At 65.8% G+C, this 20,728-nt stretch carries 25 protein-coding genes; 17 read left to right on the top strand and 8 right to left on the bottom strand.

All coding sequences use genetic code 11. From position 1 onward, the window contains the following. The first annotated feature begins 46 nt into the window (after positions 1-46). The 13 genes from rpsJ to C2U31_RS04420 all read left to right on the top strand — a co-directional run bounded on the left by rpsJ (position 47) and on the right by C2U31_RS04420 (position 7,098). Positions 47-358, top strand: a complete 312-nt coding sequence (gene rpsJ, locus C2U31_RS04480; protein ID WP_003806903.1) for a 30S ribosomal protein S10 — start codon at positions 47-49, stop codon at positions 356-358. A gap of 506 nt (positions 359-864) precedes the next feature. Then, positions 865-1,554 carry a 50S ribosomal protein L3 gene (gene rplC, locus C2U31_RS04475; RefSeq protein ID WP_199770953.1) on the top strand — a complete coding sequence of 230 codons (690 nt, stop codon included), beginning with the start codon at positions 865-867 and terminating at the stop codon, positions 1,552-1,554. A gap of 4 nt (positions 1,555-1,558) precedes the next feature. Further along, entirely contained in the window at positions 1,559-2,179 is a 621-nt protein-coding gene (gene rplD, locus C2U31_RS04470; protein ID WP_103271740.1) for a 50S ribosomal protein L4, read from the top strand. Next, positions 2,176-2,472, top strand: coding sequence for a 50S ribosomal protein L23 (gene rplW, locus C2U31_RS04465; RefSeq protein WP_006216557.1), 297 nt, complete (start codon positions 2,176-2,178; stop codon positions 2,470-2,472). The genes rplD and rplW overlap by 4 nt, the downstream gene beginning before the upstream one ends. Continuing rightward, positions 2,473-3,300: a 50S ribosomal protein L2 gene (gene rplB / locus C2U31_RS04460; RefSeq protein ID WP_103271739.1), complete on the top strand. Its 828-nt coding sequence runs from the start codon at positions 2,473-2,475 to the stop codon at positions 3,298-3,300. 12 nt (positions 3,301-3,312) lie between these two features. Continuing rightward, positions 3,313-3,588: a 30S ribosomal protein S19 gene (gene rpsS / locus C2U31_RS04455; RefSeq protein ID WP_006216555.1), complete on the top strand. Its 276-nt coding sequence runs from the start codon at positions 3,313-3,315 to the stop codon at positions 3,586-3,588. Between the two features lie 3 nt (positions 3,589-3,591). Then, on the top strand, positions 3,592-3,921 hold the full coding sequence (rplV, locus tag C2U31_RS04450) for a 50S ribosomal protein L22 (protein WP_006389608.1): 330 nt from the start codon (positions 3,592-3,594) through the stop codon (positions 3,919-3,921). Between the two features lie 9 nt (positions 3,922-3,930). Continuing rightward, entirely contained in the window at positions 3,931-4,722 is a 792-nt protein-coding gene (gene rpsC, locus C2U31_RS04445) for a 30S ribosomal protein S3 (RefSeq protein WP_103271738.1), read from the top strand. A 2-nt stretch (positions 4,723-4,724) separates the two neighbouring features. Next, a complete protein-coding gene (rplP, locus tag C2U31_RS04440) occupies positions 4,725-5,141 on the top strand; it encodes a 50S ribosomal protein L16 (protein WP_006389610.1) in 417 nt (138 codons plus the stop codon). Between the two features lie 13 nt (positions 5,142-5,154). Next, positions 5,155-5,346, top strand: coding sequence for a 50S ribosomal protein L29 (gene rpmC, locus C2U31_RS04435; RefSeq protein WP_003806912.1), 192 nt, complete (start codon positions 5,155-5,157; stop codon positions 5,344-5,346). Between the two features lie 2 nt (positions 5,347-5,348). Beyond that, positions 5,349-5,630: a 30S ribosomal protein S17 gene (gene rpsQ / locus C2U31_RS04430; RefSeq protein WP_006216549.1), complete on the top strand. Its 282-nt coding sequence runs from the start codon at positions 5,349-5,351 to the stop codon at positions 5,628-5,630. Between the two features lie 87 nt (positions 5,631-5,717). Then, the gene (locus C2U31_RS04425) at positions 5,718-6,419 is read left to right on the top strand and encodes a hypothetical protein (protein ID WP_233772645.1); all 702 of its coding nucleotides are present in this window, start codon (positions 5,718-5,720) and stop codon (positions 6,417-6,419) included. Between the two features lie 148 nt (positions 6,420-6,567). Further along, positions 6,568-7,098: a hypothetical protein gene (locus C2U31_RS04420; protein ID WP_158658310.1), complete on the top strand. Its 531-nt coding sequence runs from the start codon at positions 6,568-6,570 to the stop codon at positions 7,096-7,098. Between the two features lie 107 nt (positions 7,099-7,205). Here the strand turns inward: C2U31_RS04420 and C2U31_RS04415 are convergent, their stop codons facing one another. The 6 genes from C2U31_RS04415 to C2U31_RS04390 are packed head-to-tail and all read right to left on the bottom strand — an operon-like array spanning position 7,206 to position 12,962. Next, positions 7,206-8,273 carry a branched-chain amino acid ABC transporter permease gene (locus tag C2U31_RS04415; protein WP_103271736.1) on the bottom strand — a complete coding sequence of 356 codons (1,068 nt, stop codon included), beginning with the start codon at positions 8,271-8,273 and terminating at the stop codon, positions 7,206-7,208. Positions 8,274-8,283: 10 nt separating this feature from the next. Continuing rightward, positions 8,284-9,294: a branched-chain amino acid ABC transporter permease gene (locus C2U31_RS04410; RefSeq protein WP_103271735.1), complete on the bottom strand. Its 1,011-nt coding sequence runs from the start codon at positions 9,292-9,294 to the stop codon at positions 8,284-8,286. Then, positions 9,291-10,097, bottom strand: coding sequence for an ABC transporter ATP-binding protein (locus C2U31_RS04405; RefSeq protein WP_103271734.1), 807 nt, complete (start codon positions 10,095-10,097; stop codon positions 9,291-9,293). Before C2U31_RS04405 ends, C2U31_RS04410 begins: the two co-directional genes overlap by 4 nt. After that, complete coding sequence (locus tag C2U31_RS04400) at positions 10,094-10,864, bottom strand: ABC transporter ATP-binding protein (RefSeq protein WP_103271733.1); 771 nt, start codon at positions 10,862-10,864, stop codon at positions 10,094-10,096. The genes C2U31_RS04405 and C2U31_RS04400 overlap by 4 nt, the downstream gene beginning before the upstream one ends. A 13-nt stretch (positions 10,865-10,877) precedes the next feature. Further along, positions 10,878-12,050 carry a substrate-binding domain-containing protein gene (locus tag C2U31_RS04395; protein WP_103276251.1) on the bottom strand — a complete coding sequence of 391 codons (1,173 nt, stop codon included), beginning with the start codon at positions 12,048-12,050 and terminating at the stop codon, positions 10,878-10,880. Between the two features lie 12 nt (positions 12,051-12,062). Then, complete coding sequence (locus C2U31_RS04390) at positions 12,063-12,962, bottom strand: alpha/beta fold hydrolase (RefSeq protein WP_103271732.1); 900 nt, start codon at positions 12,960-12,962, stop codon at positions 12,063-12,065. Positions 12,963-13,124: 162 nt separating this feature from the next. Between C2U31_RS04390 and C2U31_RS04385 the strand changes: the two genes are divergently transcribed. Beyond that, positions 13,125-14,084 carry a helix-turn-helix domain-containing protein gene (locus C2U31_RS04385; protein ID WP_103271731.1) on the top strand — a complete coding sequence of 320 codons (960 nt, stop codon included), beginning with the start codon at positions 13,125-13,127 and terminating at the stop codon, positions 14,082-14,084. A 70-nt stretch (positions 14,085-14,154) separates the two neighbouring features. Then, the gene (locus tag C2U31_RS04380; RefSeq protein WP_103271730.1) at positions 14,155-14,832 is read left to right on the top strand and encodes a metalloregulator ArsR/SmtB family transcription factor; all 678 of its coding nucleotides are present in this window, start codon (positions 14,155-14,157) and stop codon (positions 14,830-14,832) included. Here the strand turns inward: C2U31_RS04380 and C2U31_RS04375 are convergent. Together C2U31_RS04375 and C2U31_RS04370 are read right to left on the bottom strand one after the other, a co-directional pair. Continuing rightward, the gene (locus C2U31_RS04375; protein ID WP_158658309.1) at positions 14,829-16,964 is read right to left on the bottom strand and encodes a hypothetical protein; all 2,136 of its coding nucleotides are present in this window, start codon (positions 16,962-16,964) and stop codon (positions 14,829-14,831) included. The two genes, C2U31_RS04380 and C2U31_RS04375, sit on opposite strands and share 4 nt — an antisense overlap. 475 nt (positions 16,965-17,439) lie before the next feature. Continuing rightward, a complete protein-coding gene (locus C2U31_RS04370; protein ID WP_103271728.1) occupies positions 17,440-18,867 on the bottom strand; it encodes an NAD-dependent succinate-semialdehyde dehydrogenase in 1,428 nt (475 codons plus the stop codon). A gap of 191 nt (positions 18,868-19,058) precedes the next feature. Here C2U31_RS04370 and C2U31_RS04365 point away from each other — a divergent pair, with 191 nt between their 5' ends. Then, positions 19,059-19,814 (top strand): aspartyl/asparaginyl beta-hydroxylase domain-containing protein, encoded by a 756-nt coding sequence (locus C2U31_RS04365; protein ID WP_103271727.1) that lies wholly within the window; start codon positions 19,059-19,061, stop codon positions 19,812-19,814. A 535-nt stretch (positions 19,815-20,349) separates the two neighbouring features. Continuing rightward, complete coding sequence (gene rplN / locus C2U31_RS04360) at positions 20,350-20,718, top strand: 50S ribosomal protein L14 (RefSeq protein WP_006216531.1); 369 nt, start codon at positions 20,350-20,352, stop codon at positions 20,716-20,718. The last annotated feature ends 10 nt before the right edge of the window (positions 20,719-20,728 follow it).

The following is a 20,728-nucleotide window of genomic DNA, read 5'->3' as shown; positions in this document are numbered from 1 at the left end:
AGCGGGGGCGCACCGCGCCCTCGCCACTCGTTCTTTAGGAAACGCCATGAAAAACCAAAAGATCCGCATCCGCTTGAAAGCCTTCGATTACAAGCTGATCGATCAATCGGCCGCCGAAATCGTTGATACCGCCAAGCGCACGGGCGCCGTCGTCCGTGGTCCGGTGCCGCTGCCCACGCGCATCCGTCGCTATGACGTGCTGCGTTCGCCGCACGTCAACAAGACGTCGCGCGACCAGTTCGAAATCCGCACGCACCAGCGCTTGATGGACATCGTTGATCCCACCGACAAGACCGTTGACGCCCTGATGCGTCTGGACCTGCCGGCTGGCGTCGACGTCGAAATCGCGCTGCAGTAAGTAGGCGTGGCAGGTTGGCGACCTTCGCCCGTCGACCTGTGAAAAATGGCCGCAATCCTTCGGGACTGCGGCCATTTTGTTTTGGGCGCCGGTCTGGACGCCGTCGCGGCGGCCGGGAGCAGGGCACGGTTGTTAGCAGGCACTTACTTTGCCGGCAAGGCGCTGGTCAGCAATTGATCAGGATGAAAGGTGGCGATTCCTTGGAGCGCCGCCATGCATGCCCTGCGTCGGTCCGCCCGCTCCGCGTCGCGCGCCAGACACGGAAAACGCGCTAAGTGCTTGTGCTACCTGAAAAAAACATGCTAATATGCGAAGCTTGCCATTTTGTGGCAAGTCTAACTATGGTCTGACGCTTTGCGTTGCAGGTCTTTTGCTGGAATCCGTAAGGAAACCCGCAAGGGAAACGCCCGGAAAGCCCGGATCAGGTTGCACATAGTCGTAGGGCAAAGGCCGTTACCTTTTGCCCGATTAGCCCCGACCAATCGCAGTCGGGAATGGAGAAAACGATGTCGAATTCGACACCCACGCCCGCCGCTCACCGGCTGGGTCTGGTGGGTCGCAAGGTCGGCATGACCCGCATTTTTACCGAGGAAGGTGAATCCATCCCGGTGACCGTGCTGGACGTGTCGAACAACCGTGTGACCCAGGTTAAGTCGCTGGAAACCGACGGCTACGCCGCGATCCAGGTGGCTTATGGCACCCGTCGTGCCTCGCGTGTGGCTCAGCCGCAAACGGGCCACTACGCCAAGGCCGGCACTGAAGCCGGCAGCATCCTGAAAGAGTTCCGCCTCGACCCCGCCCGCGCCGCTGAATTCGCGGCTGGCGCCGTCATCGCCGTGGAATCCGTGTTCGAAGCCGGCCAACAGGTCGACGTGACGGGCACCACCATCGGTAAGGGTTTCGCCGGTACCATCAAGCGCCACAACTTCGGTTCGCAACGCGCGTCGCACGGTAACTCCCGTTCGCACCGCGTGCCGGGCTCGATCGGCCAAGCTCAAGATCCGGGCCGTATTTTCCCGGGTAAGCGCATGGCTGGTCACCTGGGCGACGTCACCCGCACCGTCCAGAACCTGGACGTCGTTCGCGTTGACGCCGAGCGCGGCCTGCTGCTGGTCAAGGGCGCCGTCCCCGGCCACGCTGGCTCCGATATCGTCGTGCGCCCGGCCATCAAGGCCCCGGCCAAGAAGGGAGCGTAAGTAAATGGATCTCAAGCTCCTGAACGAACAAGGTCAGGCTGCCGCTACGTTCAGCGCGCCCGACACGATTTTTGGTCGTGACTTCAACGAAGCGCTGATTCACCAGGTCGTCGTGGCTTTCCAAGCCAACGCCCGTGCCGGTAACCGCGCCCAGAAGGACCGTTCCGAAGTCAAGCACTCCACCAAGAAGCCCTGGCGCCAGAAGGGTACCGGTCGCGCTCGCGCCGGTATGACCTCGTCGCCGCTGTGGCGTGGTGGTGGTCGCATCTTCCCGAACTCGCCTGAAGAAAACTTCAGCCAGAAGGTCAACAAGAAGATGTACCGCGCCGGTATCCGCTCGATCCTGTCGCAGCTGGCCCGCGAAGACCGCATCGCCGTCGTCGAATCGTTCGACCTCGAATCCCCCAAGACCAAGCTGGCTGCCGCCAAGCTGAAGAGCCTGGGCCTGGATTCGGTGCTGATCATCACCGACAACGTCGATGAAAATGTTTACCTCGCCACCCGCAACCTGCCGCACGTTGCCGTGGTCGAGCCCCGTTACGCCGATCCGTTGTCGCTGGTCCACTACAAGAAAGTGCTGATCACCAAGCCGGCCATCGCTCAACTCGAGGAGATGCTGGGATGAACGCTGAACGCTTGATGCAAGTCATTCTGGCTCCGATCGTGACCGAAAAGGCCACGTTCGTCGCTGAGAAGAATCAGCAAGTCGCTTTCCGTGTCGTGGCTGACGCTACCAAGCCGGAAATCAAGGCTGCCGTCGAACTGCTCTTCAAGGTGCAGGTCGAGTCCGTGCAGGTCCTCAACCGTAAGGGCAAAGTCAAGCGCTTTGGCCGTTTCGTCGGCCGCCGTCGCAATGAGCGCAAGGCCTACGTCTCGCTCAAGGACGGCCAGGAAATCGACTTTGCGGAGGTGAAGTAAATGGCCCTCGTAAAAGTTAAGCCGACTTCGGCTGGCCGCCGTGGCATGGTGAAGGTTGTCAGCCCGAACCTGCACAAGGGCGAGCCTTACGCGCCGCTGCTCGAAAAGAAGACACGTGGCTCGGGCCGTAACAACAACGGCCACATCACCGTCCGTCATCGTGGCGGTGGTCACAAGCAACACTACCGTGTCGTCGACTTCCGTCGCGACAAGGATGGCATCCCGGCAAAGGTCGAGCGTCTGGAATATGACCCGAACCGTACGGCGCACATCGCTCTGCTGTGCTACGCCGACGGCGAACGTCGTTACATCATCGCTCCCCGTGGCCTGGAAGTGGGCGCCACGCTGGTCTCGGGCATCGAAGCCCCGATCCGCGCCGGCAACACGCTGCCGATCCGCAACATCCCGGTGGGTACCACCATCCACTGCGTGGAAATGATCCCCGGCAAAGGTGCTCAGATGGTCCGTTCGGCCGGCGCTTCCGCCGTCCTGCTGGCCCGCGAAGGCACGTACGCCCAGGTTCGTCTGCGCTCGGGTGAAGTGCGCCGCGTGCACATCGAGTGCCGCGCCACCATCGGTGAAGTCGGTAACGAAGAACACAGCCTGCGCCAGATCGGCAAGGCCGGTGCAATGCGTTGGCGCGGTGTCCGCCCGACGGTTCGTGGCGTGGCCATGAACCCGGTCGATCACCCGCACGGTGGCGGCGAAGGCCGTACCGGTGAAGCACGCGAGCCGGTCAGCCCGTGGGGCACTCCGGCGAAGGGTTTCAAGACCCGTCGCAACAAGCGGACGAACAATATGATCGTCCAACGGCGCAAGCGCAAGTAAGAGGCGAACACTATGTCACGTTCGATCAAGAAAGGCCCGTTTGTCGACGCTCACCTGATCAAAAAGGTGGACACGGCCGTCGCGGGCAAAGACAAGAAGCCGATCAAGACCTGGTCGCGCCGTTCCACGATCCTGCCCGAGTTCATCGGTCTGACGATCGCTGTGCACAACGGCAAGCAGCATGTTCCCGTTTACATCAACGAGAACATGGTCGGTCACAAGCTGGGCGAGTTCGCGCTGACCCGTACGTTCAAGGGTCACGCCGCGGACAAGAAGGCGAAGAGGTAAGCGATGGAAACTACTGCCATTATCCGTGGGGTTCACATCTCCGCACAAAAGACTCGCCTGGTTGCGGACCTGATCCGCGGCCAGAAGGTCGGCCGTGCGCTGGAAATCCTCACCTTCTCGCCGAAGAAGGCCGCCGCCATCCTGAAGAAGGCTGTCGAGTCCGCCATCGCCAACGCCGAGCACAACGACGGCGCCGATATCGACGAACTGAAGGTCACCACGATTTTCGTGGACAAGGCTCAGTCGATGAAGCGCTTCTCCGCTCGCGCCAAGGGACGCGGCAACCGTATCGAGAAGCAGACCTGCCACATCACGGTCAAGGTCGGAGCTTAAGGAGTCACGATGGGTCAGAAAATTCACCCCACTGGGTTCCGTCTCGCGGTCACCCGTAACTGGTCCTCGCGTTGGTTCGCCGACGACAAGGCCTTCGGCGCCATGCTGGCCGAAGACATTCGCGTCCGCGAGTACCTGAAGAAGAAGCTCAAGAGCGCCTCCGTTGGTCGCGTGATCATCGAGCGTCCCGCCAAGAATGCCCGCATCACCGTCTACTCGGCTCGTCCGGGCGTGGTGATCGGCAAGCGTGGCGAAGACATCGAAAGCCTGAAGGCTGATCTGCAACGCCTGATGGGCGTGCCGGTGCACGTGAACATCGAAGAAATCCGCAAGCCGGAAACCGATGCTCAACTGATCGCCGATTCGATCTCGCAACAGCTCGAAAAGCGCATCATGTTCCGTCGCGCCATGAAGCGTGCGATGCAGAACGCCATGCGTCTGGGTGCCCAGGGCATCAAGATCATGTCGTCGGGCCGTCTGAACGGCATCGAAATCGCTCGCACCGAGTGGTATCGCGAAGGCCGTGTGCCGCTGCACACGCTGAAGGCGAACATCGACTACGGCACCTCCGAAGCCCACACCACCTACGGTGTGATCGGCATCAAGGTCTGGGTCTACAAGGGCGACATGCTGGCCAACGGCGAACTGCCGCCGGAAACCGCCGCCCCGCGTGAAGAAGAACGCCGTCCGCGCCGCGCTCCGCGTGGCGATCGTCCGGAAGGTGCTCGCACCGGTCGTCCGGGTGGTCGTGGCCGTGGTCCCCGCAAGGCGGACGCGGCTCCGGCTCCTGAAGGAGAATAACCATGCTGCAACCCTCTCGCAGAAAGTATCGCAAAGAGCAAAAGGGCCGCAACACCGGTCTGGCGACTCGCGGCACCCACGTGTCGTTCGGCGAATTCGGTCTGAAGGCCACCGGCCGTGGCCGTCTGACCGCCCGCCAGATCGAAGCCGCTCGTCGTGCCATCAACCGTCACATCAAGCGTGGCGGCCGCATCTGGATCCGGATTTTCCCGGACAAGCCGATCTCGCAGAAGCCTGCCGAAGTCCGTATGGGTAACGGTAAGGGCAACCCGGAGTACTGGGTCGCCGAAATTCAGCCCGGCAAGGTGCTCTACGAAATGGAAGGGGTTAGCGAAGAGCTCGCGCGTGAAGCTTTCCGCCTGGCCGCTGCCAAGCTGCCGATTTCGACCACGTTCGTCGCGCGTCATATCGGTGCTTAAGGAGTACTAAGACATGAAAGCCAGCGAACTCCGTTCGAAAGACGCCGCCGAGCTCGGCAAAGAGCTCGAAAGCCTGCTGAAGGCACAATTCGGTCTGCGTATGCAGAAGGCCACGCAGCAGCTTGCCAACACCAGCCAGCTGCGTAACGTGCGCCGCGACATCGCGCGCGTGCGTACCTTGCTGACCGAGAAGGCAGGGAAATAAAGATGAGCGAAACTCAAAACACCCAAGTGGCCAAGCGCCAGCGCACGCTGGTTGGCAAGGTCGTCAGCAACAAGATGGACAAGACTGTCGTCGTGCTCGTTGAGCGCCGCGTCAAGCACCCCATCTTCGGCAAGATCATCATGCGCTCCGCGAAGTACAAGGCGCACGATGAGTCGAACCAGTACAACGAAGGCGATACCGTCGAAATCGCTGAAGGCCGTCCCATCTCGCGCTCGAAGTCGTGGCGTGTGGTGCGTCTGGTTGAAGCCGCGCGTATCATCTAAGTAGCAGTGCATCGGGACGGCATGCCGTTCTGATATAAAACGGCAAGGGATCAAACCCTTGCCGTTTTTTTTCGTCCGGCGCGTCCGTTGCGACGCGCGCAATCAGGCAATGTGGAGCAGGGCAAAGACATGGGCCGCCGTTTTTCAGGCTTCAAGCGGATCACACGCGCGGCGTGCGGCATGAGCGTGTTTGCATGCACGGCAGCCTGGACGATATCCGCGGCGCAGTCGCTGCCCGCAGAGCCCGTGGGCGCGGCGCCCACGCCAGCGATGCCGGTGGCGGAACAGGGGCTGGCCGGACCGGCTGCCAAGGCCGGCGTCGCAAATCCTGGTGCTCAAATTGGCGTGGACAGGTCCGTCGCATCGCCTGGCGATGTGCCGATGCCCATCGACAAGCGGGGCAACAATGCCCTGACGGCCGGCCCCGACCCGCGTGTGCAGTTTCCCGCAGACTCACGTGACCATGCCGCCATTTTTGGCACGCAAGACGAGGACGAGCTGGCGCTCGCCGGACAGGAGCGCGCCGTCGACGAACAACGCATGCGCTTGCAGGCATTGGAACGCTTGTTCAATCAGACGCCGGGTCCGCGCGCAGCGCCGGCAGGCACGATTCCGCTGAGCCGGAGTTCGGCCGATCAGCCGCCGCCTTCCATGCCGAAGCTGGCCCCCGCGCCGGCCGGCTCGCGCCTGGACGGCACGATGGATGCGCGGCGCCAGGTCGATGCCATGCAGCGCAAGGTGGACGGCATGCTGCGCAATGCCAATACCTTGAGCACGCCGTCGCGTTGAGGGGCCGCCTTCGGCGCATACCCCAACTCTGAAACCCAGCGTAGCAACTGTCCGGAACCAGGGTATTCCCGGCCTCGATCCCGCCTGTTACAACTCTCGCGGGCACGCATTCCGCGTGCCCGGACTTCAGTCGGCAGGAGCGTGAAACATGCGTGGATCTGTGGGTAAGTTCGTGGCCGCTTGCGGCGTTGTTCCGATGGTGCTGGTCTTGATGGCGCCGGCAGCGCAGGCTGATCTCAATAGCGTGCAATTGAAGGACGTCACCGTGCAGCGCCCCTTCAGCGAGAGCGTGGTCGTTATCGGTAGCGACGGTCAAGTGCGTGCCGGCATGGAGGTCAGCAAGTTGACCCGCCAGATCAGCGAGCAGGCCGATGCGTTGACGGAATTGCGGCGCAAGAACGAGGAGCTGAGCCGCAAGCTGGAAGAACAGACACAGAAACTGTCGGCGCTGGAGCGCAAGCAGGGCGACGGCGGCCGCAGCAGCGACGGCCAGCGCAACGACCTGGACAAGCTGAGCCGCAATGCGGACAGCCAAAAGAACGAGCTGGAGAAACTGTCGCGCAGCGTGTCGCAGTTGAACAGCAACGCGGATTCCAGCAGCCGCAAGATCGACGATCTGCAACGGCGCGTGGATGACGTAAAGCGCAGCGTGGAGGATGTGCGCAGCCGCGTGAAATAGCGCGCGGCGCGAGGCCGTGGATGGCCAGGCGAAAGCAGGCAGCAGCAGCTTTTGCCTGAGTCCGGGAACCGTGGCCACCGAGGCGCCGGCGCGGCAAGCGCGCCGGCTTATCGCCGTTTCGCCAGTTCCCTGAGCCGTCCCGCGATCCCCGTCGGAAAGTAATACACCGACACCACGAACAGGATGCCCAGCCACAGCAGCCAGCGGTCAGGCTCGAACAGCAGCGCCAGCGGCGCCACGCCCGCCACGGTTTCGTGGATCAGGTGCAGGCCGTCCTGCAGATAGCTTTGCGCGAACACGAACAGGCTCGCGCCGATCACCGCGCCGTACATGGTGCCCATGCCGCCGATCACCAGCATCAGCAGGATGTTCAGCATGATCTCGAACGACAGCGAGGTGTCCGGCCCGTTGTAGCGCAGCCAGAGCGCGTAGAGCGCGCCGGCCAGCGTGGCGAAGGCGGCCGCCAGCAGGTTGGACAGGCTGCGGTACAGCACCGTGCGGTAGCCGATGGCCTCGGCGCGGAACGGATTTTCGCGGATGGCCTGCAGCACGCGGCCGAACGGCGAATTGACGATGCGCAGCAGCAGCAGGAACAGCACGACGGCGACCGCGGCGATCAGGTAGTAGGTGATGATGCGTCCGTCCACCGTCACGCCGAACAGCGGTTCGGACAAGGGACGGAAAGCGGGGCGCAGCATCTGCGGCACCTTGAAGTTCAGCCCGTCCTCGCCGCCCGTCAGATCCGACAGCTGCGATACCAGCGTCTGGAAGGCGGCGGCCACGGCCAGCGTGATCATGGCGTAGAAGATGGCGCGCACGCGCAGGCTTGCCAGCCCGATCAGCAGCGCGAAGGCCAGCGACACCGCCAGGCCGCCGGCGGCGCCGGCCAGCACCGCGGTCCAGCCCGGTTCCAGCCGCACGCTGGCGATGGCCACGCCATAGGCGCCGATGCCGAAGAACATGGTGTGCGCGAAGCTGACGATGCCGGTATAGCCCAGCAGCAGGTCGTAGCTGGCCACCAGCACGATGAACACCAGGATCTTGGCCGCGACCGCGAGCGACTTCGGTCCGGGGAACAGGAACGGCGCGGCAAGCAGCAGCAGCGCCACCGCGATCAGCAGCGCGCCCAGCACCATGCTGCGCGGAGGATCGCCGGAAAGCAGACGTAGGGACATGAGGCGGGTCCTAGCGGTTGGCGACGGGGTAGACGCCTTGCGGGCGCCACAGCAGGATGGCGACCATGAGCGCGATGTTCGAGAAGAGCGCGGCCTTGGGCATCAGAAAGCCCGTGTAGTTGGCCATCAGGCCGACCAGCAGCGCACCGATCAGGCAGCCCACCGTCGATCCCAGCCCGCCGATCATGATGACGATGAAGATCAGCACGTTGACCTGCGCGCCCAGCTGCGGCACCACCGACTGCTGGTACAGCCCCCACAGCGCGCCGCCCAGTCCGGCCAGCATCGAGCCGGCCACGAACACGCCGACGAACAGATGGCGGATGCGGTAGCCCAGGCTTTCGACCATTTCGCGGTCTTCCACGCCGGCGCGGATCAGCAGGCCCAGCTTGGTGCGGTTGAGCAGCCACAGCATGCCGCCCAGCACCGCCAGGCCGCCGACCAGCGCCACGATGCGAAACTTCTCGATGGCGGCATCGCCCAGCAGCACCGCGCCGCGCAGCGCTTCCGGCAGCGGCAGCGAAATGGTCTGCGGGCCCCAGATCATCTTGATCAGCTCTTCGCCGATGATCATGCCGCCCATGGTGATCAGGATCTGCTTCAGGTGCTGGCCATAGACCGGCCGCACGATGACGCGCTCGAAGGCCAGGCCCACGGCGCCGGCCACCAGCATGCCCACGATCATGGCCGGCAGCACGGCGGCCAGGTTCATCCACAGGCTGCCGGACTGGGTCCAGTCGCCCATGGCGCCCAGCACGGTGGCCGCCAGGTAGGCGCCAATGGCGATGAACAGGCCATGGCCGAAGTTCAGCACGTCCATCAAGCCGAACACCAGCGTCATGCCCGAGGCCACGATGAAGATGATCATGCCCATCGCCAGGCCGGCGAAGGTCAGCGTGAGCCAGGTCGAGAAGGAGCCCACCAGCGGCAGGGCGATGGCGGCCAGCGCCAGCACCAGCAACACGGGGCGCAGGTCGGCGCGGACCTGCGGCAGCGGAGCGTCGGCGTCCAGGGTACTCATTGGTGGCTTCCCAGGGAAAGGCCGAGCAGGCGCATCTGCAGCGCCTCGTCCTCGGCCAGCTGCGCCATGCCGCCGGCGTGCACCACGCGGCCGTCGTCCATGACGGCCACGCGGTCGCCGACCTGGCGCGCGAAATTGAAGTTCTGTTCGACCAGCAGGATGGTGGTGGCTGCCTGCTTGAGCTCGATGAAGGCGTCGATCATGTTCTGCACGATGGCCGGCGCCAGGCCCTTGCTGGGTTCGTCGATCAGCAGCAGCCGGCGCGGTTCGATGATGGCGCGCGCGACCGCCAGCATCTGCTTCTGCCCGCCGGAAAGCTTGCCGGCCGGATGCAGCCAGAACTTGCGCAGCGCGGGGAAGAACCCGAAGATCCATTCCAGCCGCGCCGTGTCGAGCTGGCTGGCGTTGGCGGCGCCGCGCGCGGCCAGCAGGATGTTCTCCTTCACCGACAGGTCGGCGAAGATGCCCATGTTCTCGGGCACGTAGGCGACGCCGCGGCGCGCCATGTCGGGCGGTGACACGCGCACGCCGGGTCCGCCGGCGGCCTCGCCGTCGAAGCGCACATTGCCCTGCGAGGCTTTCCACAGGCCCATGATGGTGCGCAGCGTGGTGGTCTTGCCGGCGCCGTTGCGGCCCAGCAGCATGGTCACTTGGCCGGCGGGCACCGTCAGGTCCACGCCGTGCAGGATGTGGTACGCGCCGATGTGCGTGTGCACGTCTTTCAATTCGAGCAGCGGACGGGTCTCGCCCGCCGGCGTATTCGTGCCTGGGGCGGCGCCCGCGCCGCGCGCTATCGCGCTCATGCCGTCTTCTCCGTCGGGGCCACGCCCAGGTAGGCCTGTTGCACGATGGGCGAGGCGATGACTTCGGCGGGCTCGCCATCGGCCATCAGCCGGCCGTTGTGCAGCACCACGATGCGGTCGGCCAGTTCACGCACCACGTCCATCTTGTGCTCCACCAGCAGGATGGTCTTGCTGCGGTCTGTCTTGATCTCGCGGATCAGGTCCAGCACCACCGGCACGTCGTCCACGCTCATGCCGGCGGTGGGCTCGTCGAACATGAACACCTGCGGTTCCAGCGCGATCAGCATGGCGATCTCCAGCTTGCGCTGGTCGCCATGCGGTAGGTCGGCGGCGATGTAGTCGCGCCGGGCGGACAGCCGGGTGCGCTCGAGCAATTCATCGGCGCGCGCGATCAGGGCGCGGTCGTCGTCCCAGGTGCGCCAGAAGCGGATCTGGCGCCAGCCCAGGCCCTGCTGGCGCGATTGCAGCGCCAGCCGCACGTTCTCGTGCACGCTCAGGCGCGGGAACAGCTGCGTCAGCTGGAAGGCCCGGCCCAGGCCCGCATGCATGCGGGCCGGCGCGGACAGTCCGGTCAGGTCGCGGCCGTTCAGCCGCACCGAGCCGGCGCTGGCGCGCAACTGGCCGGAGATCAGGTTGAAGTACGTGGTCTTGCCCGCGCCGTTGGGGCCGACGATGGCCGTCAAGGTGCCGGGCGCGAAGCCGCAACTGACACTGTCGACGGCCACGTGCCCGCCGAAACGGATCGTGAGCGCTTGGGTTTCGAGCATGAGTGGCGACGCGCTAGCGCTTGTTCTGGACGGGCACGTCCATCTGGTCGGGCGTGATCTCGCGCACCAGGTCCTGCACGGCCCAGGGCACCGAGGCATCGTTCTTGATGCGGAAGTGGTACATCGACTGCATGGCCTGGTGGTCCTGCGGGCGGAACGTCATCTTGCCCTTGGGCGTGTCGAAGCTCATGCCTTCCATGGCCTTGATCAGCGCGTCGGTGTCGGACTTGCCCTGCGTCTTGTTCAGCGCCTGCACGATGGCGATGCCGGCCGACATGCCGCCCGCGGTGAAGAAGTCCGGCGGTTGGCCGAAGCGCTTCTGGTGCTCGGCGACCAGCCAGTCGTTGACCGGATTCTTGGGGATGCCGTAGTAGTAATAGGTGGCGCCTTCCATGCCGGCCAGCGACTTCAGCGGCGTCATGGCGGCCAGCGTGTTGCCGCCGGTGGCGATCTCGATGCCGTAGCGCTTCGGGTCCAGGTCGGCGATCTTGAACGGGTTGCCCGCGCCGGCCCAGAGGATGAAGATGATCTTGCGGCCCGGCTTGTCCTTGAGCGCGTCGAACAGGCGCTGCGCGCCGGCGGTGAAGTCTGTGGCGTTGGCCGGCAGGTATTCCTCGTGCACGATCTTGGCGTGCTTCAGGGCGCCCTTGAAAGCCTTCACGCCGTCGCGGCCGAAGGCATAGTCCTGCGCCAGCATGGCGATCGACGTGCCTTCCTGGTCGAAGGCCACGGCGTTGGCGATGGCGTCCTGCGAGGAATTGCGGCCGGTGCGGAAGATGTACTTGTTCCACTTGTCGCCGGTGATCGAATCCGCCACGGCGGGTTCGACCAGCAGGATCTTCTCGTATTCCTCGGCGATGGGCAGCATGGCCAGCGCCACGCCCGAGGACGTGGGGCCGACGGCGATGTCGGCGTTGTCGTCGGCATAGGCCGAGGCCAGCTGCGCGCGCGCCACGTCGGGCTTGCCCTGGTTGTCCTTCTCGATGACGCGGATCTTGCGGCCGGCCACCGTCATCGTGCCTTGCGTGGCGTACTCCAGGCCCAGCATCAGGCCGTTCTGGGTCTGCTTGGCATAGGCTTCCAGCGGGCCGGTCTTGTCGTAGACGTGGGCCACGACGAAGTCCTTGGCCATGGCGGCCGATTGCATGCACAGGCCGGCCATCGCGGCCAGCAATACGCGTTTCATCATGGTTGTCTCCTAATGCGCGGGGGCGGTCGCCGCCGCGTGATCCGGTTGAGCCAGGAATTGCCTGACGGCGTTGATCTGCGGCGCGATGTTCAGCGCCGGGGCGTGGCCGCAGTCGGGGAAGTCGATGCGCTGCGCGCGCGGTCCGCGCTGGGTCATCGCATGCGCCACGTCGGGCAGCAGCAGGTCGGAATCGGCGCCGCGCAGCAGCAGCAGCGGCATGCGCAGGCTGTCATAGCCCTCCCAGCGTTCGTAGTCGCCGGGGTGGTGGCTGAACTGGCCGACGATGGCCGGGTCGTAGTGCGCGGTGACGCGGCCGTCGGGCAGGCGCCGTACCGAGGTCTCGGCCATGCGGCGCCACTGTTCGTCGCTTTGCCAGCCGTAGGGCTTGTAGGCGGCGCGCAGCCAGGTTTCGAGTTCGGTCACGGTATCGAACGCCGGCGGCTGGCCGGCGTAGGCCAGGATGCGGTCGATCGCGGGCTGCGGCAGCGTGGGGCCGATGTCGTTCACCACCAGGTGCGAGATGCGGTCGCGCAGCGTGGTGGCGGCCGCGTGCATGCCGGTGGCGCCGCCCATGGACGTGCCGACCCAGCGCAGGCGCGCCAGGCCCAGCCCGTCGGCCAGCGCGCCCGCCAGCCGGGCGTAGAAGTCCAGGCGGTATTCGGCGACGGGGTCCGGGCTCCACTGCGACAGGCCGCGGCCGATGGCATCGGGACAGATGATGCGATAGTCGTCGGCCAGCGCCTGCGCCAGCTCGTCGAAGTCGCGCCCGGTGCGGGCCAGGCCGTGCCACATGATGACGGGCGGCGCGTCGGGCGCGCCCCATTCCACATAATGCAGTTCCCGGCCCTCGCAGCGCAGGTAGCGCGAGGCCGGCGTATGACGGGCGGCCTGTGCGGTCGCTTGGGTCATGGTCTCCTCCCGGATGTTCCAGGTTGTTGTGTGCTTATCCGGCTGACTATAGACTTGCGCCAGGCGCGTCCACAATGCGTCCGCCGCCCCGCAGCAGGGTGGATCAAGAATATGTAGACGCAAGATCAATTTGCGCCATTTTCCGGGTAAGGAGACCGCGCCATGCCGGACACGGAATTCGCCATTTCGGCCGATGCCGGCGCCGAACGCTACGACCGCTGGCGCGAGGCGCTGGCCGACGCCTTTGGCCCGTTCGAGGTGCACCACGGCAAGCCGGCGCAGTTCGCCGGCCATGTGCGCTACGCGCGCCGCGCCAGCCTGCAGTTCAACGACCTGCATTACCAGGGCCAACAGCTGGAGCGCACCGCCGGCAATGTGTCGCGCCTGGACCAGGAGTTCTACACCTTCGGCCTGCCGCTGTCCGGCCCGCTGGCGGTGGTGCAGCAGGGCAGGGAGTTCCAGGTCGAGCCGGGTTGCGTGTACCTGATGAACCAGAGCCTGCCCTACCAGGCCACCGCGCTGGGGGCGGCCGGTTATCGCAGCCTGAGCGTGTCGTTTCCGCGCAGCGCGCTGTCGCAGCGCGATTCCCGCATCGGCGCGTTCCATAAGCTGCGCATCGATGACGGTTCGCCGCGAGGCGCCATGCTGGCCAGCTACATGGACCATCTGTTCAAGGGCATGGACGGCTGGTCGGACGGGGAAGTCGCGGAATTGGGCGAGCGGCTGATCGACCTGATCGCGCTGTTCATGGTGCAGGACGGGCAGGCGCAGGCCTCGGCATCCGACAGCAGCGTGACGCTGGCGCATCGGCAGCGGGCGCTGGCCTACATGCGCCAGCATCTGGCCGATCCGGATCTGTCGCCGCAGCGGGTGGCCGACGGCTGCGGCCTGTCGGTGGCGTACCTGCACCGGATCCTGCGCGCCGGCGGAACGTCGGCCGAGGCCTTCATCTTCGAGGAGCGGCTGGAACGATGCCGCGAACTGCTGCTCAACCCGCTGCATCGCCATCGCAGCATCGCCGAGCTCGCATATCAGGCGGGGTTTTCGCATCCCTCGCACTTCAGCCGGCTGTTCAAGCGCCGTTTCGGCATGACGCCGCGGGATTGGCGGGCCCGGTCCTGACGGGCCGGCCCTGGCCAGAACATTCAATTCCTTGATTGATCGTGTATCGGGCCGATGGTATGTTGGCCGGATGAGCACGTCCGCAACTTCTTCATCTTCTTCCGCCCAGCGTTTCGAGGCGCTGGCCGAGATCGCCAAGACCCTGGGCCATGCCCACCGGCTGGTCCTGCTGGAACACGTGGCCCAGGGCGAGCGCGCCGTGGAGCGGCTGTCCGAACTGTCCGGATTGAGCGTCGCCAATACGTCCCAGCATCTGCAGCATCTGCGTCGCGCCGGCCTGGTGCAGACGCGCCGCGACGGCAAGCGCGTGCTGTACCGGCTGGGCGATGGCCCCATCGCCGCGCTGCTGGCCGCCCTGGGCGCCTGCGCCGAGCATCAGCACGCCGAAATGCGTGAGGTCATCGCCGACAGCATCCACCAGCGGGAACGGCTGGACGGCGTGTCCATTACCGAGCTGGTCGGCATGTTGAAGGCCGAGAGCGTGACGCTGCTGGACGTGCGCCCGGCCGAGGAGTTCGCGCTCGGCCACCTGCCCGGCGCGGTCAACATCCCCGCCGAGGAACTGGAGCGCCGCCTGGGCGACCTGCCGGCCGGCGCCGAGATCGTGGCCTATTGCCGCGGGCCGTACTGCGTGTTGTCCAGCGAGGCGGTGACAGCGCTGCGGGCCCGCGGCATGCAGGCCCGCAGGCTGGAGGCCGGCTTCCCCGAATGGAAGGCCGCCGGCCTGCGGGTGGAGTCGCCCGACTAAGGCTTGTACTGCGTGACGCTCAGCACCGGCCCTTCGGCGCCGCTGGCCGGATCGAACTCGCAGATATCGAGCGACACGCCCGCTGTCGTGTAGCCGTAGGTTGCGATCTGTTTGGCGCGCGTGAACACGTACTGGTTCGACGGTGTGTCCCGCTGGTCGATGACGACGCCGGTGCCCAGGTGCAGGTTGCGCACGCGGAACCAGCCCGTACCCGATTGCGGCGGATTCCAGCTGACCGACACGTCTTCCGACGGCTGCCATTGCACGGTCGGGGCAGACGGCGGCGCCATCGCCGCCCAGACCGGCGGCGCGTCGGCCAGGTCGCCGTCCAGCGCCATCATCCGGCCCATTTCTTCGGCCGCCGCGTGGTAGGCCGAGGGCACCGGGTGCACCCAGCCGATCTGCGGCATTTCGTTCCAGTAGTCGTAGGCGAAGGCCGCGCCCGGCACCCAGGTGCCCACGTATATCGCCGGATCGGCGCGCGCCACGTTCACCAGCGCGTCGCGCACGGCCTTGTATTGCAGCGCCGTGCCTTCGCGCGGCGGAATCCCGTAGTACGCGCGCAGATGCGGTTGCAGCCACAGCTTGAGCTGGGGGTTGCCGCCGTAGCCGCGCACCGTGGCGTGGATCGCCGTCAGCGCCGTGGCGGCCGCCGCGAGGATGGCGTCGCGCTGCGCCGGGTGCTGGAAGATGGTGTCCGGCTCCACGCCGCCCGACCACATCATGTGCGTGAGCGGCACGCCCAGCGCCGCGATGCGCGGCTGGATGGCGAGCAGGTTGGGGCCGGGCGTCGCTTGCGTGTCGTCCCACCAGTAGCTGGTGCTGTTCAGCAAGTCCGCGCTGGTGCGCGACAGGTGCGAGCCGCCGACCGTCAGGTTCACCGGCAGGATCTGCGCGATATGCAGGCCGGCCGCCTGCGCCATGGCGCGACGCAGCGTGGCGGCGGCGACGCTGGACTTGCGGCCCGCGACGCCGGTGGTGCCGGGATTGCCCAGGTCCGACAGATCGGAAAAGTAGCCGCCCGTGTACGACGTGCCGGCCATGCCGACCACGGCCTGCGCCCAGCTGTTGTCCTGCACCGCCATGCCGGCGGACAGGGCCGAGGGATCGCTTTCATAGCCGTTGGCCGCCACTTCGGTCACGCGCCACGCCAGGTAGGCGGGCGGGAAACCGAAATCGGCCACGCTATCGTCGACGGGGTAGAAGCAGTGAGCCTGACCGCCGGGCACCTCATAGCGGCGCAACACTTGCGCGCCCATGCCGTCCAGGATCTCGACGCGGTATTTCGCCACCGCCACCGACGCGGCGCTGGCGCGTTGCCAGTCCAGCCGCGCGTCGCCCCAGCTGTTGACGCGCGCGTTCAACGCCGTCGGCGGCAGGGCGGGCTCCACGCCGCCGATGCGCTGGATCAGCGCTGCGTCCAGGTAGTTGGGGCCGTCGAAGACGTGCACCGGATCCAGGTGCGCATAGGCCTGCAGCTGCGCTTGGTATTCGGCCGCCGTGGCGGGAATGAAGTAGGCGCCGCCGGGCGTGGGATTCGGACGGAAGGCCTCGGCGATCATCTCGGTCTTCGGGTGTCGCGCGCGGATCAGGTCGAAGCGGGCCAGCGCCTGCTGCGGCGTCGCGCCGTGTGCGCCCACGCCGTCCTGGAACAGGATGGTCACGTCCTGGGGGATGAATGAGTCCAGCCATTGCGCGGCGGCCGCGTCGTCGACGCCGGCGCCGTAGTAGACCGACACGTACAGGGGGCGCGGCAGCTTCGACCAGATGGCGCCGAAGTCGGCGGGCGCGGCGGTGTAGGTGGGATCGATCTCCACCGGGAAGTAGAAGCCGGCGGCGTTGGACGGGTATGACAGCGTGCCGAACTTCTGCGCCAGGTCGGCCAGTTCGTGGATGCGGGCGCGGGCCTGGGTCTCGTCGGACAGGCCCGGCGTGCCGATGATCATGCGCCGCGCCCAGGGCCGGGTGGCGATGTCCGCCAGGTCCAGCTGGCTGCCGTGCAGCGGCAGCCAGGGATTGGGGATGAAGGAGCTGCCGTTGACGGCCACCCATTGGAAGATCGTCGTGCCCACGCCCAGCCTGTCCCATTGGCGGCGGACGTCCACGTTGGACGTCCATGTTTGCCAGAACATGGACGCGGCCCGGGGCACGGGAACGGAGGTAGAAGGAACGGAAGTGCGGGTCTGCATGAGAGCCTCGTTCGGATGAGGGAAAGGAACATGCCCGTCCGCCGTGCCGACGCGCGTGAGGACGCGGTCGGGTTGGGAGGTCGCGGCGGGAGGAGTCCGCGGCCCGCGACGCAAAAAAGCCCGCGTGCGTGGTCGCAGGCGGGCGATGTCGGGACGGAAGGAGGGCAGGGAGTGGCGCGCAAGGGCGCCGTGACGGGCCAGGCGCAAGACGCAATGGCCCCGAGGAATTGTCTCACCGGCGCTCGCAGATCATGCCGGCCGCATGTCGCACCGGGTGCTTGGCGCGCCGTGCGTATCGCAGGGCATGCCGCGCGACGGGCGGGCGCCCGCCATGTTCCGCTACGGCACGCCGGGGCCACAAGGCTAACGGGCTCCCGAAGGAGCCCGTTGCCTCATTCCGGCTGGCGCCGGAACACGCTCAGATGTGCGTGATGTACTTCGTGACCAGGTAGCCGTCGAAGGTTTCCAGGCCGCCTTCGCTGCCGATGCCGCTGTCCTTGATGCCGCCGAACGGCGTCTCGGCCAGCGCGCTGCCGAAGTGGTTGATGTTGACCATGCCGGCTTCCAGGCCGTTGGAGACCTTGGTGGCGGTCTTCAGCGAATTGGTGAAGACGTAGGACGACAGGCCGAACGGCAGGCTGTTGGCGCGCTTGAGCACTTCGTCGGTGTCGCTGAAGCGCACCACCGGCGCCACCGGGCCGAAGGGTTCCTCGGTCATCAGCATGGCGTTGTCGGGCAGGTCCGTGACCACGGTGGGGGCGAAGAAGAAGCCCTTGCGGTCCAGCGCGCCGCCGCCCACGACGACCTTGCCGCCGTGCTTCTGGGCGTCCTCGACGAAGGCAGCCATGGCCGGCACGCGGCGCTCGTGCGCCAGCGGGCCCATGTCGGTGCCGGCTTCCAGGCCGTCGCCGACCTTGACGTTCTTCAGCACGTCGGTGAAGCGCGCCAGGAACTGCTCGTAGGCGCCGTTCTGCACGTAGAAGCGGGTGGGCGACACGCAGACCTGGCCTGCGTTGCGGATCTTGAACTTGGCCAGCATCTCGGCGGCGCGGTCGATGTCGGCGTCGTCGAACACCAGCACCGGCGAGTGGCCGCCCAGTTCCATGGTGACGCGCTTCATGTGCGCGCCGGCCAGCGCGGCCAGTTGCTTGCCCACCGGCACCGAGCCGGTGAAGGACACCTTGCGCACGATGGGCGAGCGGATCAGGTAGTCGGAGATCTTGGCGGGTTCGCCCCAGACGATGTTCAGGCAGCCCTTGGGCAGGCCGGCCTCATGGAACATGCGCGCGATCGCCATGACGGCCGACGGCGAATCCTCGGGACCCTTGAGCACCACGGTGCAGCCCGCGCCCAGCGCGGCGGCGATCTTGCGGATGGCCTGGTTGTAGGGGAAGTTCCAGGGCGTGAAGGCAGCGCACACGCCGATGGGCTCGCGCACCACGATCTGGCGCACGTCCGGGTTGCGCGGCGGGATCACGCGGCCGTAGATGCGGCGGCATTCCTCGGCGTGCCAGTCGGCGTGCTCGGCGCAGGACGAGACTTCGCCCACGGCCTCGGCCAGCGGCTTGCCCTGGTCCAGGGTCATGTTGCGGCCGATTTCCTTGGCGCGCTCGCGCGACAGCTGGGCGACCTTGCGCAGGATGGCGGAACGGTCCATGGGAGAAGATTTCTTCCAGGACTCGAAGGCGCGCTGGGCCGCGGCGAGCGCGCGGTCCAGGTCGGCTTCGGTGGCGTGGGGCAGCTGGCCCAGCACTTCGAGCGTGGCCGGGTTGATGACGTCCTGGGTGCGCCTGCCCTCGCCGGCGAGGAATTCGCCGTCGATATACAGCGCCAACTGTTCATACATGCCTGTCGTTCCTTGCGAAATGGGTGGGGGCGTGAAATGTGTCCGTGCCAGTCTAAACCAGCTTGTACGACAAGGGGAGGACCAGTTTCGCGCGGCGGACTGGGGCCAATCCGTGCTTTCCAACCCTTGCGCCGCCACGGGCGGGTGGACACAATGAGGGCACCATTGGCTGTCCGGACCCGATATCCACCGTGCAACCCGTCGACAAGAATCCGTCCAGCATCTACTCCCGGATTTTTTTCCGCTTCATCGATTGGCTGCGCCATCGCATCGCTCTGTCGTCACTGGTAGGCGACCATCCCATCTTCGACAACAGCCAGTTTCCGTGGGTCTCGGCCCTGGAGGCGCAGACCCCCGCCCTCCGCGCCGAGCTGCTGGAACTCCTTTCAGAGCGCGATCATCTTCCGTCTTTTCACGAGATTTCCCCCGATGTCGGCATGATCACGTCGGACAATCAGTGGAAGACCTTCGTCTTCATGGGCTACGGCCTGCGGTCGGACCGCAACCTGCGGCGCTGTCCGGCCACCGCTCGGGCGCTGGCCGACATTCCCGGCCTGCGCACCGCCTTTTTCTCGATCCTGGAGCCAGGCAAGCGCATTCCGTTGCACACCGGTCCCTACAACGGGGTACTCCGACTGCATCTGGGCCTGGTCGTGCCGAACCCCGCCGAGCAGTGCTGGATCGAGGTCGGTGGCCAGCGTTACAGCTGGCGCGAGGGTCAGGCAGTGGTGTTCGACGATCTGTATCCCCACCAGGTCCATAACGACACCGATGGCGTGCGCGCCGTCCTGTTCGTGGATTTCGAGCGGCCGTGCCGCGCGCCGGTGAGGTGGCTGAACCGCCTGGTGCTGATGGCGGCGCCGTTCACCGACGAGATCCGCCGTGGCAAGGTCAACCACGATGCCTGGGAACGGGGCTACTACGGCAAGAAGCAGGGGCGCGGCTGAATGCCCGGGAGCTGGCCCGCAAGAGCCGGGTTCGTGGGCTGGCCAAGGGCCCGGGCGGCGGCGGCGTGGTTAGTTTTCCACAGGCGCCACCGGGGGAATGCGCAATATTTCAACACAGCACTTGCACGCGGATTCCAGACGCGATAGAATGGTCAGCTTTCCCAGATTGTCGATTTGCCTGCCGGCTCGATATCGGGTGTTGCTCTGGTAGTGAACAGCTACGGAGCGATGCGCGCAAAGGCAGGAACTTCGCGAAAAGGGCCAGGAAGGGAACCCCGGGGATGAGCCCCGGTCATACCGACCCAGCCGGAACGCGAAGCAGGCAAGTCAGGCGTGTTGGGGGAATACCCGCAGGATTTCAACCCAGGGTCGTTGCGTTGCAAGCCGTCGATTGCGCAGTGTGCAGACACAGCCAACTCGGCGCCAAAGCAGGGCGATTGACCTGACGGGACCAAAACTGGCAGGAATTGCAGAGTTCCTAGGGGGAAAACCCCGGGAAAACCGTATTTCCAGTTAAGTTGGAACAGGAAAAATCATGATCCAAATGCAGACCACGCTGGACGTGGCCGATAACACTGGTGCGCGTCACGTCATGTGCATTAAGGTGCTCGGTGGCTCCAAGCGCCGTTATGCCGGCATCGGCGACATCATCAAGGTGAGCGTCAAGGATGCGGCCCCGCGCGGACGCGTCAAGAAAGGCGAAATTTACAATGCCGTGGTGGTTCGTACCGCCAAGGGCGTGCGCCGTAAGGACGGTTCGCTGATCCGTTTCGGTGGCAATGCCGCCGTGTTGCTCAACGCCAAGCTGGAGCCCATCGGCACCCGCATCTTCGGACCCGTTACGCGTGAACTGCGTACCGAGAAGTTCATGAAGATCGTGTCGCTGGCCCCGGAAGTGCTGTAAGGAGCCCCGC

Origin of the sequence: Achromobacter sp. AONIH1 (assembly GCF_002902905.1) — a bacterium.
In the GTDB taxonomy this organism is placed as follows: Bacteria; Pseudomonadota; Gammaproteobacteria; order Burkholderiales; family Burkholderiaceae_B; genus Achromobacter.
The sequence above is the reverse complement of the archived record's forward strand: the minus strand, read 5'-3'. Positions and strand labels throughout refer to the sequence as shown.